The sequence below is a fragment of the Herbaspirillum sp. GW103 genome (assembly GCF_000261365.1).
Lineage (GTDB): Bacteria > Pseudomonadota > Gammaproteobacteria > Burkholderiales > Burkholderiaceae_D > Herbaspirillum.
Map to the genome: position 1 here is coordinate 1,043,063 of NZ_AJVC01000004.1, position 14,837 is coordinate 1,057,899.

General features: G+C 60.1%; 21 protein-coding genes. All 21 read left to right on the top strand.

The window, feature by feature from the left end; all coding sequences use genetic code 11:
* Positions 1-21: 21 nt before the first annotated feature.
* The gene (locus GWL_RS16730) at positions 22-1,065 is read left to right on the top strand and encodes a phage major capsid protein, P2 family (protein ID WP_008332327.1); all 1,044 of its coding nucleotides are present in this window, start codon (positions 22-24) and stop codon (positions 1,063-1,065) included.
* Positions 1,065-1,784, top strand: coding sequence for a phage terminase small subunit (gpM, locus tag GWL_RS16735; protein ID WP_008332329.1), 720 nt, complete (start codon positions 1,065-1,067; stop codon positions 1,782-1,784). Before GWL_RS16730 ends, gpM begins: the two co-directional genes overlap by 1 nt.
* A 90-nt stretch (positions 1,785-1,874) precedes the next feature.
* The gene (locus GWL_RS16740) at positions 1,875-2,366 is read left to right on the top strand and encodes a head completion/stabilization protein (protein ID WP_008332332.1); all 492 of its coding nucleotides are present in this window, start codon (positions 1,875-1,877) and stop codon (positions 2,364-2,366) included.
* Positions 2,366-2,575 (top strand): tail protein X, encoded by a 210-nt coding sequence (locus GWL_RS16745; protein ID WP_008332334.1) that lies wholly within the window; start codon positions 2,366-2,368, stop codon positions 2,573-2,575. The genes GWL_RS16740 and GWL_RS16745 overlap by 1 nt, the downstream gene beginning before the upstream one ends.
* 4 nt (positions 2,576-2,579) lie before the next feature.
* On the top strand, positions 2,580-2,990 hold the full coding sequence (locus GWL_RS16750) for a hypothetical protein (protein ID WP_237713587.1): 411 nt from the start codon (positions 2,580-2,582) through the stop codon (positions 2,988-2,990).
* Positions 2,987-3,517: a glycoside hydrolase family 104 protein gene (locus tag GWL_RS16755; RefSeq protein ID WP_008332338.1), complete on the top strand. Its 531-nt coding sequence runs from the start codon at positions 2,987-2,989 to the stop codon at positions 3,515-3,517. Before GWL_RS16750 ends, GWL_RS16755 begins: the two co-directional genes overlap by 4 nt.
* On the top strand, positions 3,514-4,083 hold the full coding sequence (locus tag GWL_RS16760; protein WP_008332340.1) for a lysis system i-spanin subunit Rz: 570 nt from the start codon (positions 3,514-3,516) through the stop codon (positions 4,081-4,083). The genes GWL_RS16755 and GWL_RS16760 overlap by 4 nt, the downstream gene beginning before the upstream one ends.
* A complete protein-coding gene (locus tag GWL_RS16765) occupies positions 4,037-4,522 on the top strand; it encodes a phage tail protein (protein WP_008332343.1) in 486 nt (161 codons plus the stop codon). Before GWL_RS16760 ends, GWL_RS16765 begins: the two co-directional genes overlap by 47 nt.
* The gene (locus tag GWL_RS16770; protein ID WP_034351074.1) at positions 4,519-4,986 is read left to right on the top strand and encodes a phage virion morphogenesis protein; all 468 of its coding nucleotides are present in this window, start codon (positions 4,519-4,521) and stop codon (positions 4,984-4,986) included. The genes GWL_RS16765 and GWL_RS16770 overlap by 4 nt, the downstream gene beginning before the upstream one ends.
* A 149-nt stretch (positions 4,987-5,135) precedes the next feature.
* Positions 5,136-6,848 (top strand): methyl-accepting chemotaxis protein, encoded by a 1,713-nt coding sequence (locus tag GWL_RS16775; protein ID WP_008332366.1) that lies wholly within the window; start codon positions 5,136-5,138, stop codon positions 6,846-6,848.
* A 107-nt stretch (positions 6,849-6,955) separates the two neighbouring features.
* The gene (locus GWL_RS16780) at positions 6,956-7,600 is read left to right on the top strand and encodes a phage baseplate assembly protein V (protein ID WP_008332367.1); all 645 of its coding nucleotides are present in this window, start codon (positions 6,956-6,958) and stop codon (positions 7,598-7,600) included.
* Positions 7,597-7,941 (top strand): GPW/gp25 family protein, encoded by a 345-nt coding sequence (locus tag GWL_RS16785; protein WP_034351076.1) that lies wholly within the window; start codon positions 7,597-7,599, stop codon positions 7,939-7,941. The genes GWL_RS16780 and GWL_RS16785 overlap by 4 nt, the downstream gene beginning before the upstream one ends.
* Entirely contained in the window at positions 7,938-8,861 is a 924-nt protein-coding gene (locus tag GWL_RS16790) for a baseplate J/gp47 family protein (protein ID WP_008332369.1), read from the top strand. Before GWL_RS16785 ends, GWL_RS16790 begins: the two co-directional genes overlap by 4 nt.
* Positions 8,854-9,483, top strand: a complete 630-nt coding sequence (locus tag GWL_RS16795) for a phage tail protein I (RefSeq protein WP_008332370.1) — start codon at positions 8,854-8,856, stop codon at positions 9,481-9,483. Before GWL_RS16790 ends, GWL_RS16795 begins: the two co-directional genes overlap by 8 nt.
* A gap of 7 nt (positions 9,484-9,490) precedes the next feature.
* Positions 9,491-11,269: a phage tail protein gene (locus GWL_RS16800; RefSeq protein WP_008332372.1), complete on the top strand. Its 1,779-nt coding sequence runs from the start codon at positions 9,491-9,493 to the stop codon at positions 11,267-11,269.
* A gap of 5 nt (positions 11,270-11,274) precedes the next feature.
* A complete protein-coding gene (locus GWL_RS16805; RefSeq protein ID WP_008332375.1) occupies positions 11,275-11,805 on the top strand; it encodes a hypothetical protein in 531 nt (176 codons plus the stop codon).
* A 5-nt stretch (positions 11,806-11,810) separates the two neighbouring features.
* Positions 11,811-12,410 (top strand): hypothetical protein, encoded by a 600-nt coding sequence (locus GWL_RS16810; RefSeq protein WP_008332378.1) that lies wholly within the window; start codon positions 11,811-11,813, stop codon positions 12,408-12,410.
* Positions 12,411-12,505: 95 nt separating this feature from the next.
* Positions 12,506-12,691, top strand: a complete 186-nt coding sequence (locus tag GWL_RS16815; RefSeq protein WP_008332381.1) for a hypothetical protein — start codon at positions 12,506-12,508, stop codon at positions 12,689-12,691.
* 25 nt (positions 12,692-12,716) lie between these two features.
* Positions 12,717-13,892 carry a phage tail sheath protein gene (locus GWL_RS16820; RefSeq protein WP_008332383.1) on the top strand — a complete coding sequence of 392 codons (1,176 nt, stop codon included), beginning with the start codon at positions 12,717-12,719 and terminating at the stop codon, positions 13,890-13,892.
* 56 nt (positions 13,893-13,948) lie between these two features.
* Positions 13,949-14,458, top strand: coding sequence for a phage major tail tube protein (locus GWL_RS16825; RefSeq protein WP_008332385.1), 510 nt, complete (start codon positions 13,949-13,951; stop codon positions 14,456-14,458).
* Positions 14,459-14,517: 59 nt separating this feature from the next.
* Entirely contained in the window at positions 14,518-14,835 is a 318-nt protein-coding gene (locus GWL_RS16830) for a phage tail assembly protein (protein ID WP_008332386.1), read from the top strand.
* Positions 14,836-14,837 lie beyond the last annotated feature (2 nt).

Here is a 14,837-nt window from a genome sequence, read left to right on the forward strand (position 1 = left end):
TATTTCACTGGAGCAGAACACATGAAGAATCAGACCCGCGCCGCCTACAACGCCTACACTTCGCGCCTGGCGACGCTCAACGATGTCGCCGGCGGCGCCGTCCACTCTACCTTCTCGGTGGACCCGAGCGTGCAGCAGAAGCTCGAAGACAAGATGCAGGAATCTTCCGAATTCCTGGGCAGCATCAACATCATCGGCGTCGATGAGCTGGAAGGCGAGAAAATCGGCTTGGGCGTGTCCGGCCCCATCGCCAGCCGCACCGATACGCGTGGCGACAAGCGCCGCAGCACACGCGACGCGTCGGCCATGACGAACACCCGCTATCGCTGCGAGAAGACCAATTTCGACACCCATATCACCTATGCCAAGCTGGATGCCTGGGCCAAGTTCCAGGACTTCCAGACCCGCGTGGCCAATGCGATCCTGAAGCGCCAGGCGCTGGACCGCATCATGATCGGTTTCAACGGCGTGAAGGTCGCGGCCGATACCAACCTGACGCAGTATCCGCTACTGCAGGACGTGAACAAGGGCTGGCTGCAACAGATCCGCGAGAACTCGCCGCAGCGCGTTATGGGCCTGGTCGGCCAGGATCTGCCGGGCAAGGTGGTCATCGGCAGTGGTGCCGGTGCGGACTATGCGAACCTCGATGCTGCCGTGTATGACGCGGTGACCAATCTGGACCCGTGGTATCAGGACGATACCGGCCTGGTTGTCATCGTCGGCCGTGAACTGCTGCACGACAAGTATTTCCCGCTGATCAACAAGGACAAGGCGCCGACCGAGACTCTGGCCGCTGACATCATCATCAGCCAGAAACGTATCGGCGGCTTGCCGGCGGTGCGCGTGCCGTCCTTCCCGGCCAATGCCATGCTGATTACCCGCCTGGATAACCTGTCGATCTACTTCCAGAACGGCGGCCGCCGCCGTCGCGTGGTCGATGAGCCCAAGGCCGACCGCATCGAGAACTATGAATCGTCCAACGACGCCTATGTGATCGAGGACGAGGGCCTGGCCGCCCTGGTGGAAAACGTGGTGCTGCAGGATGCGGCAGCGGGCGGTGCCTGATGTCGCGCCTGTCTCCCGCTGCGCGCCACCGGGAGCGCATGCTCGGCAAGCTGGCGGCATCCGCCGGCGAGCCGGGCGGCGTGACCACCGGCAGCGCCTATGAGCTGATGCTCATGAAGTTACATGAAGACCGCCGCACGCTGTCCAATATCCAATCCATCGAACGCAAGATCGAGATGAAGGCCACCCTGCTGCCAGCCTATCGGGACTGGATTGATGGTGTGCTGTCTGGCGGCCGTGGCGCCCACGACGAAGTGCTGGTCAACGTGCTGGTATGGCACATCGATGTCGGCGACTACGAACGCGCCCTGCAGCTCTCGGCCTATGCGCTGGAACACCAGTTCACTTTGCCGGACCGCTACAACCGGACCTTGCCCACGCTACTGCAGGACGATTTCGCGGGCGCCAGCCTGGGCGGCAAGCTGAAGGACGACCCGGCCCGCGCGGCCGAGATCCTGCAACAGGTACTGGCCATGACCGGCAATGCCGATACGCCCGACCAAGCGCGTGCCAAGGTGCATAAGGCGCTGGGCCTGGCTCTGCTGGAGCTGGTCAATCAGGTGGATGCCGAGAACATCACGGCGGCCACGGCTGACCGCGCCACGGCTTCGCTGCAGCACCTCACCCGTGCGAGCGAGCTGCACCAGGCGGCCGGCGTCAAGAAGGAAATCGAGCGGCTGGAACGGCGACTGAAGAAGTTCGCCGAACCGGCCAAGTAAAGAGCACCCCACGGCGCAGGGGCGGCCCGAGACGGAAGGAACTTTGTTCGTCGGATGTCTCGGCCACCGCCCCCCACTAATTTCAAAACCATGAGCTATATCGACGAGGTGCCGGTGACGGCGGGGCCGACCATGCCGGCCGATGTGAAGGCCATCACCAATGACGGTTTTTTCCCCGACATCAGCATGCCGGCCATGCGGGACGCCATGCGGCTGGATTCGACCGTGACTGACGCGCGCCTGCGTCCGGCCCTGGTAGACGCAATCCTGACCACCAATCGGCTGCTGCGGGATTGGCAGGCGGGCCACCTGGCCGGCGGTATTCAGAAGCTGGAAGAGGTACCCGCGCTCAAGGTGGACGGCGAAAGCCAATACGTCGCGCACTATCGCCGTGCCGTCTACAGCTTTGCCAAGGCAGACATCTTCGAGAGCTATCGGGACTATGACACCACCGCGAGCGCGCTGACCGACAAGAAAAACATGGAATGGATGGACACGGCGCCGGACGTGCAGCGCCGTAACGGCCATTGGGCCATCAATGACATTCTCGGCCGCACGCATGCGACCGTGGAACTGATCTGATGCAGGTGCGCAGCCAGCAAGGCGACACCCTCGATGCCCTGGTGTTTCGCTACCTGGGCGCCAGTAGCGGCTATGTGGAGCAGGCGCTAGCGCTCAATCCTGCTTTGGCCGCATTAGGAGCCGTTCTCCCGGGGGGAACGATGGTGACGCTGCCTGCAGCGGTAGAAGCACCGAGCACCGCACAAGACAGCATCAGCCTGTGGGATTGACAACATGAATACCAAATCACTGACAAGGGGAAACCAAGTTATGGCAGCAGAATCCGCCGGTGGCATCGCTGCCATCCTGAAAATCTACGGCATCAAGGCCGTACTCGGCATGGTGGGCGCCGCGCTGCTGTATATCGTCCTTCCGCCGCGTAATGCCGATGGCTCGTTCAACGAAAAGGAATTCGTCGTGCGCCTGGCCTGCGCGGGCGCCTTCTCCATCATGTTTGGCGACCTGGCGTTTTCGGTGCTGCTGCAGCACGTGCCAACAATCGCCGCCGTGCTGGGGCCGAAGCCGGTCGATTTGATGGTGGGCGCACCGGCCTGGTGGATTACGCGGGCCGTCGCGCTGTGGTTCCAGCGGCGCCAGGGCAAGGACATTGCCGAGCTGGCGCGTGACGTGAAGGAAACGCTGTGAACGCCACCGACAATCGCCGCGCCTTCCTTGGCATGCTGCGCTTCTCCGAAGGCACATCCAATTCGCCGACCACGCGCGACCGCGGATATGACCAGATCGTGGGACGTACGCGGTTCACCAGCTACGCCGACCATCCACGCGTACGGGTCTGGATTCCGCGCATCAAGAATTGGTCTACCGCCGCCGGCGGTTACCAGTTGCTGATGCGCTACTACGATATCTATCGCCGGCGACTCGGCCTGATCGGCTTCGGGCCGGAGGTACAAGACGCCATCGCCCTGCAGCAGATCAAGGAATGTCGGGCGTTACCTGATATCGACGCTGGGCGCCTGGCTGAGGCCATCGCCAAGTGCAAAAACATCTGGGCGTCCTTGCCGGGCGCCGGCTATGGCCAGTTCGAGCATCGCTATGTGGATCTCGAAAAGGCATTTACGCGGGAAGGCGGCGAAGCCATCGTGCTGCCGACCATGAAAACCAGTGAGGAATTGCACTTGGCGTTTCTGGATGCCGGCGGGGTGTTGGCATGACGCTGACCGACACCTGGCGCACCCGGCTGCGTACCGGGTTCGGCGTCGGCTTGCTGGCGGTGGCCTTTGCATCCGCCTGGGCAATCCAGGGATGGCGCAAGGACGCCGACATTGACCAGCTAAAGGCTGGCATTGCCGTGGCCAATCAGGCAGCGGCAGACGCCAGGGCAGAACGCACGCAACAGGTGCTGCAGGCCGAGCGCAACGCGCGCGACGCTATTCAGGCCATTACCGACAAGCTCACCAATGAAAGGGATGCCGCCCGCCATGAGAAAGACACTTACATTGCTGGCGTGCGCAGCGGCGCTATCCGGCTGTCAGTCCCCGTCGTCGCTGCAGTGCCCGCCGGGGCAAGTTGCACAGATACCAGCACTGCCGGCAGCGCTAGCCAAGAAGCGCGAGCCGAACTTACGCCAGCGGCAGCAGAGTTTCTTGACGACATCGCCAGCGAAGGTGATGACGCCATCCGACAAAGCAATGCCCTGATCGACGCCTACAACGCCTTGCGCGAGAAACTGAATGTACAAGCCCAAGAACCTGCGGGATTACCTGCGCAAGGCCATTAAGGATCTGGCGCAGAATCCGGACAAGCTGCACATCTTCATCGACGAGGGCGGCTCGCGCGCCACCGGCACGGCCGGACTCTCCTTCGAGTATGACTATGTACTGAACCTGATCTTGACCGACATCGGCCTGGACCTCGATCTGATCTTTGTACCGCTGCTGGCCTGGATGCGGGTTCACCAGCGGGAAGCCTTCGCCAATCCAGAGAACGCAAAAAAAGCCATCCGCTTCGAAGTGGACATGAACAGCGCCGACTCCCTCGATCTGTCGATCAAGCTGGCGCTCACGGAACGCACCATCGTGAAACGCCAGGACGGTGGCCGCCTGGAGATCGTGCACGCCGCCGAGCCCCACATCACCCCGCCATTCGCTGATGACTTCTGGCAGCTCTACCAGGGCGATAGCTTGCTGACCGAATGGGACGTGCCGAAGGTGCCATGAGCGACGATCTGCAACGTCTGGAAGAATGGGCCGCTGCCTTGATTGCCAAGGTACAGCCAGCGCAACGGCGCCAGCTTGTGCGCCAGGTCGCCAACGATCTGCGAAGGGAGCATGCCAGGCAGATTGCCCAGCAGGTTGCGCCTGACGGGACGCCCTATCCGGTACGCAAGAATCGTAAAGAACTGCGTGGCAAGTCTGGTCGGATCAAGCGGCAGAAGGCGGCCATGTTCAACAAACTGCGTACGAATACATACTTGCAGATCCAGGCAGATGCCAACCAGGCATCGGTCGGGTTCTTCGGCAAGGTGGCGCGTATTGCTCGTGTGCATCACGAGGGACTGCAGGACAGGGTTGCACCACGCGGGCCGAACTATAAATATCCAAAGCGAACACTACTGGGGTTCTCACCTCATGATACTGAGAGAATTCGCGAGATTATTGCGACGGCCTTTGACGCGCGCTGAACTTGAGCTCAAGCAAGACACTTCGCGAGTAAGGGTTGCTGGCTTATATGAACTGAGTATTTAATAGCGCTATAAAACCATAAGATTTCGCCAAATCATCGGCCACTGTTCCTTGGGACAATGGCCTCTGACTTCATTTCGGGGGAATCATGAGCTTTAAAAATCTCAACATTGGTAAGCGTTTGGGGATCGCCTTTGCATTTCTTGTGTTGGTCATCGTGGGAGTAGTGGCGCTGGCCCTTTCCCGTCTCTCTGAAATAAATCAGGCGCTAGATCACGTTGTTAATGACCGCTACAAAAAGGTAGCGATGATTAATACCATTGCTGGCAATACAGACGACATCGCGCGTTCGATCTTGACAAGATTCGTATCGACCAGTCAGGAAGAGATCGCAAGCGAAATAGCAGAAGCAAATAAGCTTGTTGCTGAAAACAATGAGCTCTATCAAAAGCTCACTTCACTCATCATCCGACCAAAAGCGAAGAGCCAGCTTGACAAAGTAATTCAGTCGCGCAATGAATACACCTCGGTGATGAACGAGGTTGTTCGGCTACAGGAGCTCGGTCAGCGTGAGAATGCTTCAGAATTGCTTAGAACAAAAATGAAGCCACTCCAAAGAAAATACATTCAGGAACTGGATCGACTGTCCGACACGCAGCAGGAATTAATGAATGAGTCGGTAGCGGAGGCGAACCAAGATTATGAGAGTACGCGCCTCATCATGGTCTTCAGTGGGCTAGCAGCAGCTACCCTGGCTGCACTTATCGCTTTTTATATTTCCCGTGGCATAACAGTCCCATTGAATCGAGCAGTGTCTGTCGCCGAACAAGTGGCAGCGGGGGATCTCACTGCAGAGATAAAACAGTCTCAGAAAGATGAGACAGGCCGTCTACTCCAGGCGTTGGCTATGATGAATCAGAAGCTAAAGGACATCGTTAAAGAAGTCCGACACGGAACAGATGCGATGGTCACGGCTTCAAGTCAGATTGCTACCGGTAATCTGGATCTATCCTCCCGCACTGAAGAGCAAGCTAGCTCACTCGAAGAAACCGCTTCTTCAATGGAGGAATTAACGTCGACGGTAAAGCAAAACGCAGAGCATTCACGGAATGCCAGCACACTTGCATCGCGCTCATCGCAGATAGCTCAACAAGGCGGAGATGTGGTCGCCAAGGTGGTTCAGACCATGAGCTCCATCAATGAGTCGTCAAACAAGATCGTCGATATAATTTCTGTGATCGATAGCATCGCATTCCAAACAAATATTCTTGCCCTGAATGCCGCGGTGGAAGCTGCGAGAGCTGGAGAGCAAGGCCGTGGTTTTGCCGTTGTTGCATCCGAGGTCCGTGTATTGGCGCAGCGCTCCGCTACTGCTGCAAAGGAGATTAAAGAACTGATTCAGAACTCAGTAGACAAGGTCAATTCGGGTACTCAATTGGTTGCGGAAGCGGGGCAGACAATGACCGAAGTGGTGGCAAGCATCCAGCAGGTCACCAATATCGTTACCGAGATTTCAGATGCAACGCGGGAGCAGAGCGACGGCATTGAACAGGTCAATCAGGCCGTCATGCAGATGGATCAGGTAACTCAACAAAATGCGGCCCTCGTAGAGGAAGCCGCCGCAGCTGCACAGTCTATGCAAGATCAGGCCCAACGCTTATCGAAGGTGGTCAGTGTGTTCCGTATTGATCAGTCGGATCGTTCTCACGCGCAGACATCCCCGAGCGCAGTGGCCGCTCCCATCGCTCGTGGTGCCATGGCGCAGCAAGAGCCGATGAAAGAGGTGGTAAAGAGCACGCAGATACTTCCAGCTCCGATAGCAAAGAAGAAGGAGCATGAAGAGGATTGGGAGACCTTCTAATTCGTGAAGGTCATTTACCCCCTTCGATTCTTCTATGATAGTTAAATAGGGCGTTATCAACCCGCCGGACCGTGCCTTCCCACGCGCGATCCGGCAACATGGGTTGCATGACGCCCGACCTCTCCGAACTCGTTCGCACCATCCCCAATTTGATCCGCACCGGCAAGATTGCCGAGATCAATGCGGACAAGGTGCGCGTGCGCTTATCCCCTTCGCTGCTGACCACCTGGCTGCAGTGGATCGCGCTGCGCGCTGGTGATGTCATCGACTGGTGTCCGCCGTCCATCGGAGAGCAGGTCATCGTCTTTTCGCCCAATGGCGACCTGACCCAAGGCAAAGTGCTGGCCGGCCTGTTCTCGGCCGATTCCCCAGCGCCGCAAACCTCCCTCAACATCCGTTCCATCCACTACCCAGACGGCGCCGTAGTGCTCTACGACTTCGGCAAGCACTCGCTGTCAGCGATCCTGCCGGCTGGTAGCTCGGCCCTAGTAAAAGCCGATGCGGTGACCGCCGACGCGCCGCAGACAACCTGCACCGGTGACGTGACCATCAAGGGAAATCTGCTTGTGGAAGGCTTCAGCGCGCTGAACAACGGCGCCAAGGTCCTGGGCGGCGACGGCGGCGCAGCGATGGTCATCGAAGGTGACGTGACGGCCACCGGCGACATCAAGGCGGGCGATATCAGCTTGCGCAATCACCCGCACGGCGAGGTCATGCGCGGCGATGAGAAGTCGGGAGCGCCGCTGCCATGATCGCTATGAACGCCTCCACCGGAAGCAGTATGTCGCTGCTGGACCACATTCGCCAGTCCGTGCGCGACATCCTCTTAACGCCGCTGGGCACCCGTATCTACCGCCGCGCGTATGGATCGGAAATCCCGGAGCTGATCGATCAGCCCCTGAATGGCGTGACTGTGCTGCGCATCTATGCCGCCGTGGCTTACCGCCTGGCCCTGTGGGAACCGCGCATCTCGTTGTCGTCGGTGACTCTAAATCGTGACGCAAGCGGCGCAGTCTCTGTTGTCCTGCAGGGAGTCACGAACGGGACGGCTGTCGAATTTTCCGTGCAGGTACGTGAAGGGGCAGCGCAATGAGTTCGCCTATCGACCTTTCTCTACTGCCAGCACCGCAAGTGCTGGAAACCCTGGACTTCGAGACCATCTTTGCCAATCGGAAGGCGGCCGTCTTGGCGCTGCTACCCGAGGATGAGCGCGAAGCTGCAGCCAATGTGCTGTCTCTGGAATCCGAGCCGGCGACCAAGCTCCTCCAGGAAAACGCCTATCAGGAGCTGTTGCTGCGCAACCGCGTCAACGATGCCGCCAAGGCAGTCATGTTGTCGTTTGCCATCGGATCAGACCTCGACCAGATCGGCGCCAATACCAACGTCAAGCGCCTGGTATTGATCGAGGCTGGTCCGGACGCCTCGCCACCGGTGGCTGAGGTATTGGAAGGCGACGATGCGTACCGCCTGCGCATTCAGGAAGCGCCTGACGCGCTTTCGACGGCTGGCCCGCGCAATGCCTATGAATTTCATGCGCGCAGTGCCGATGGTCGCGTACTGGATGCACGCGCCGTCAGCCCTGCCCCATGTGAAGTCGTGGTGGCGGTCCTGGCGAACTCGGATGACTGGCAGGCGCCGGCCGATCTGCTGCAGACCGTCGATGCCGCGCTGTCGGCCGAGGACATCCGCCCGCTTGGCGATCTGGTCTCGGTGGTGCAAGGCCAAGTCACAGACTACGAGTTGGAAGCCGTGGTGTATGTCGAGAAAGGCCCCGAGGCGCCTATCGCCCTCAATGCCGCTCGGGCAAATGCTGCCGCTATCTCCAAGCCGCTGCGCCCGCTCGGCTACAGCGTCTACCGCAATGCCTACGTGGCCGCGCTGAAGGTCGAGGGCGTGCGCAATGTCTTCGTGAAGTCACCAGCCACCGATATTCTTTGCGGGCGTACGCAGGCGGCGCGCTGCACTGGCATCAACATCACCGCCGAGGTACTGGAAGAGGTGGACGATGTATAACCCGGTCCCGACCTTGCCACCGAACACCACGCCCCTGGAGCGGGCACTTGCGCGTGCCTGCGCCGCCCTGGCCGACACGCCGGTGCCTATTCGCGACCTGTGGAACCCGGACCGCTGCCCGGTAAATCTGCTGCCCTTTCTGGCCTGGTCCTTCTCGGTGGACCGCTGGGACGATTCCTGGCCCGAGTCTGTCAAGCGCGGCACCATCAAGGCCAGCCGCTACATTCACCAGCACAAGGGCACTATCGCTGCCGTGCGCGGCGTCGTCGAGTCGCTTGGCTACATCATCAAAATCACCGAGTGGTGGCAGACCGAACCGCGCGGCCCACGCGGCACCTTCGCGCTCGAAGTTGGCGTGCTGGATTCGGGCATCACCGATGAAATGTTTCTCGAAATGGAGCGGCTCATTGATGACGCCAAGCCTCTTTCCCGGCACCTCATCGGCTTGTCTCTTCATCTGGAGGTCAGGGGTAGCGCTGCTATTGCCGTCGCTGCATTCCTGGGCGACGAAACCACCGTCTACCCGTATTCCCCTGGTCCCATTGAGATACCCCTTACGCGCGGCTTCTACGCCTGCGCGCACATCATCGACACGATGACTGTCACCGCACGCACTAACTGAGGAAGAAATGGCACAGAATTTCTATTGCATCCTGACCGCCGTGGGCGAGGCCAAGGACGCTAACGCTAAGGCCCTGGGCATTGCGCTGCGATTCACGCACATGGCCGTTGGAGATGGCGGGGGCGTAGTTCCTACGCCTGACCGAACGCGCACGAAACTCATCGGTCAGCAGTACAAAGCCCAGTTGAATCAACTCTCCCTCGACCCCATCAACAGCAATCAGGTGATCGCTGAACTCGTCATTCCCGAGAAGGAAGGTGGCTGGTGGATGCGTGAACTGGGTCTGTATGACGAAGACGGCGACCTGATCGCCTATGGCAACTGTCCGCCGACCTACAAGCCCCAACTCGCCGAAGGATCCGGCCGCACTCAGGTTGTGCGTATGGTCATCATCATGACCAGCGCGGGCACTGTCGAGCTGAAAATTGATCCTAGCGTGGTACTGGCTACCCGCAGCTATCTTGAAAGCTACGCAGCGCAGAAACTGCATACGCACAGTCCTGCCGACGTCATCCCCGGCGGCCTGGTCGGGCAAGTCCTGCGCAAGAAGACGAATGCAAGTGGCGATATCGAATGGGTAGACCTGACCGCCGGTGTAAAGATCAACGTCAACACGGTGGAAGAATCACAGACCCTGGTGGCCGGCCAAACCGTGGTAGATGTCACGAAGGTCACCACCAACGGGATGGTCGCCTTCATCGGCGGCGCGCGCCTCGACAAGGATGTTGATTTCACCGTCAACAGCATCAGTCGCTTTACGCTGGCGAAAGCCTGGCCGAAGGGAACGCGCATCACCATCGCGCAGAACGAAACAGCCGGTACCGTTATTAATCCGCTGGACGCCAGTAAGAACCTACAAGACGTCGCCGATGCCTCCACCGCTCGCAAGAACATTGGGGCGGCGGCGGCCCTCACGGGAGTTCCCCTCATGTGGCCGACCTTGGATTGCCCAGCCTGGGCGCTGGTGCGTGATGGCAGTGCCTACCCGCGCACCACTTATCCCGGCCTGTTCAATATCCTCGCGCCAGTTCGAATCGGGACCATTACACAGGATGCAGGCGGCGCCATCGTCAGCGGCCTTTCTCGCACAGCTGACCTGTGGGTAGGGATGCCCTTCGAGCACGATACCGTGCCGACGGGGACCACCGTCAAGAGCATTGATTCTGCAAATCAGGTCACTTTGTCTGCGAACGCGACCGCTACCACCGCGAACGCTGCAGGCCGCTTCTTCCTTCACGGTTACGGCAATGGCGGCGGCGCGACTACGTTCGGAATCATGGATGATCGCGGGCTGTTTGAGCGCGCACTAGATCAGGGTGTCCGTGGCTACGAAAAGACCACCGTAACGGCGACCCACGCAGCAGGTTCCAACGTACTGACTGGCATGAGCACCACGCGAGGCATGTATATCGGGCAGACGGTTTGGTCTACCGCTCTGGGCGGCGCGGGGGCTACCGTAACGGCCATCCTTTCCGCAACCTCCGTCCGAGTATCGGCCAATGCGTCTTCAGCCGGTGCGATGGACCTCGTTCTGACGGGCGGGCAGATTGGCAATGAACGCGCCGATACCCTCCAGGGCCACTTTCACCAGAACACTACCAATTCCGGTAAGGGCTACACGCCTGGCAGCACGATAAACGACTACCTCAACCCAGCGCTGGCAGTGGCAACCGCGTCAGCAAACGGTATCGGCCAAGCAATTTCCGACGGAGTGAACGGCACCGCACGCATCGGCTCGGAAACGCGCGGCCGCTTCCGCAATTACCTCCCCATCATTGCCTACTGATCGCCATGAAAATCTTTCACTACAGCAACGATACCGGTGAACTGATCGAGGCGGATATCGCCCGTGAAGACCCGTTGCTTCCAGGCCAGTACCGCTTACCGGCATTCGCCACCATCGATACCCCTCCGGGCTTTGTGAATCCCGGCTATGTACTGGCTTACCTGGACGAAGGCGGCACCGCACCGCCCGACTACCGCGCCGGTGCGTGGCGTGAGGTTCCCGATTATCGGGGGGCCTACTGGCGGACCGATACGGGCCAGCCAGAGGTATTAACCCGGCTGGGCATGACGCCTCAGGAGGCTGGCTTGACTGATCAGGCACCGCCGAAATTCAGCAAGTGGAATGGGCAGGCATGGGAGGTGGATCAATCTGCCGCGAAGGCCGCCCACAACTCGGCCATCGCTGCGCAGATTGCAGCCATCGAGCAACAGGAACAGCCGGCCGCGCAGCGCACATTCGCCCTTGACGGTGATCCCTCTGCGCTGCGGGCCATCCAGCAAAAGATTGACGCGCTTCAAGCGCAGATCCTGGAGTAACGCACATGAGCCAATTGGCAGACAACATCATCACCGGCCCCCTGGTATGCCAGGCCATTCCAACCGAGAAGGCAGCAGCACTTATCTTCGTTTCCGGCCTGGGGTGGATGGAGTGGGTGGAAATCACCGGCACAGGCGCTTTCCAGGGATACCGCACCTTGCGCTGTGGCGCCCTGGAATGGGGGACAACTACCGCGCCTCGCTCCTATGAAGCCGATCTGGTCGGCGGGCTGGGGTCCAAGACCAGCCAGGCGTCGATATGGGCGTGGGCGCAGCAGAACGGCCATGCCGTGGCCTCGGCCACATGGACGACAAGGGTCTTCAAGTTCGCCGATGTGGACGCGAACACATTCCGATTTCCGGACCTGCGCGGCATATTCGCCCGCTTTACGGGGACGGATGCCGATACCGGCGCCGCTGTACCTATCGGTTCCTATAAGGAAGACACCATCAAGTCGCACCAGCACGGTAGTGGTGCGGGTGGCTTCGTCGGCGGCCAGTACGCAAGTGGCGGCGCGCCCACTGGCTATTCAGCAACTGGCGCAACAGGGACTGCAGAAACCGCACCGAAACACACTTCATTTGCCCCACGAATTCACATCTGACCATGCCACCCATTACTTGCTACCAGACTGACGATAGCGGCCTCTTTCTCCACGTAGTAGCCGCTTATCCATTCCCTACGGAAGAGCGGATCAACGTGCCATTCCAGGCAGTACAGATCGCGCTGCCGGAAATCCCGGAAGGCCACCGCGCCCGCTGGGTCTCCCCGCTCAAGCCCGTGGAACCCAACTACGACACCGTGGGCGAATGGGTCATCGAAGAAATTCCGGTGCCGCCTGAACCGACAGAAGAGCCGGCCACCGAATCCCCGGCGCAAGCCTAATCTGTATTCACTAGGAGCTATCAATATGGCAGCCGATTACCACCATGGCGTGCGCGTCATCGAAATCAACGAAGGCACGCGCCCCATCCGTACCATTTCCACGGCCGTCATTGGCGTCATCGTCACGGCCGACGATGCAGACGCGACCGCCTTTCCCCTGGACACCGCCGTCCTGATTACCAATGTCGAGGCCGCGCAGGCCAAGGCTGGCCAGAGCGGCACCATGCGCCGCGTGCTGGAAGCTATTGCGGCACAGGCCAAGCCCTTGGTGGTGCTGGTGCGCGTGGCAGAGGGCGCCGACGAGGCCGAGCAAACCAGCCTGGTTATCGGCGGTGTCTCGCCCGAGGGCCGCTATACCGGTTCCAAGGCGCTCTTGGCGGCGCAAGCCAAGCTCGGCATCAAGCCGCGCATCCTGGGCGCGCCCGGCCTGGACACCAAGGCGGTGAGCAATGCAATGGCGTCCCTGGCGCAGACCCTACGCGCCTTCGTCTACGCGTCCTGCTGGAACTGCGCCACGGTGGTAGCCGCCACAGCGTACCGCGCGGAGTTCGGCCAACGTGAAATCATGCTGATCTGGCCCGAATTCGTATCGTGGGACACCACCTCGAACGCGGATGTCAGTATCTCGGCCGTGGCCTATGCGCTGGGCCTGCGCGCCAAGATCGACGAGCAGACCGGCTGGCACAAGACCCTCTCCAATGTGGTGGTGAACGGCCCGACCGGTATCAGCCGGGACGTGTTCTGGGACCTGCAGGACCCGGCCACCGACGCCGGTGTGCTCAACGCCAAGGAAGTCACCACTCTCATCAACATGAGCGGCTATCGCTTCTGGGGCTCGCGCACCTGCGAAATCCAGGGCGGTTTCTTCCCGTTCGAGAACTACACCCGCACCGCGCAGGTGCTGGCCGACACCATCGCCGAGGCGCACATGGTCTATGTCGACCTGCCGATGACGCCTTCTCTCGTCAAAGATCTGGTGGCTAGCATCAATGCCAAGTTCCGTTCTCTGAAGGCCAGCGGCTACATCATCGACGGTGAAGCCTGGTTCGATGAGCAGTTCAATGACAAGGACACCTTGAAGGCCGGCAAGCTGACCATCGACTACGGCTACACGCCAGTGCCGCCAGTGGAAAACCTGCTGTTCCAGCAACGCATTACCGACCAATACCTGGCCGACTTCGCCACGCGCGTCGCGGCCTGATCGAGGGGCGGCCGCCCTGCCGGCCGTCTCACCTCCCCCACTCATAGGAGCAAAACATGGGCATGCCCCACAAACTGAAGGATTTCAATCTGTTCGAGAACGGCATCAGCTTTGCCGGCATGGCGACTGAGGTCACCTTGCCGAAGCTGTCGCGCAAGATGGAGGAATACCGCGCCGGCGGCATGTCCGGCCCGGTCTCGGTGGATCTCGGCCAGGAAGCCATGCAATTGGAATGGACCGCCGGCGGCCTGGTCAAGGAATCGCTCAAACAATATGCCGCCACCTCGCACGGCGCCGTGCAACTGCGCTTCGCAGGCGCCTACCAGAGCGATGACGATGCGTCTGTGCAGGCGGTTGAAATCACCGTGCGTGGTCGCTACAAAGAAGTGGATATGGGCAATGCCAAGGTGGGCGATGACACCTCGCACAAGTTCAGCATGCCCCTGAGCGCCTACAAGCTCACCATCGACAACGAAGTGATCTTCGATTTCGACTTCATGAACGGCATCGAAATTGTCGGCGGCGAAGATCGCCGGGCCGACATCCGCAAGGCCATCGGCCTGTAATGGCCAGGCGGCATCCCGCCGCCTGCCTTTCCCAATTCCCAATCTGAGAAGGAACCACCATGACCACCGCAACCGCGCCCAAAATCGAAACCGTCGTCATCGAGCTGGACGAACCGCTGACGCGTGGCAATACCCAAATCAGCGAACTGACCCTGCGCCGTCCGAAATCCGGCGCCCTGCGTGGCGTCAGCCTGATGGATCTCATGAACATGAACGTGAGCGCGCTGCAAGTGGTGCTGCCGCGCATCAGCGAACCCGCCCTGACGCAGTTCGATGTCGCAGCCATGGACCCGGCCGATCTGATCAAGTGCGGCATGGAGGTCTCTGTTTTTTTGGCACCGAAGGCGGACCGCGCCTTGGTCTCCCAATCGAAGTAGAA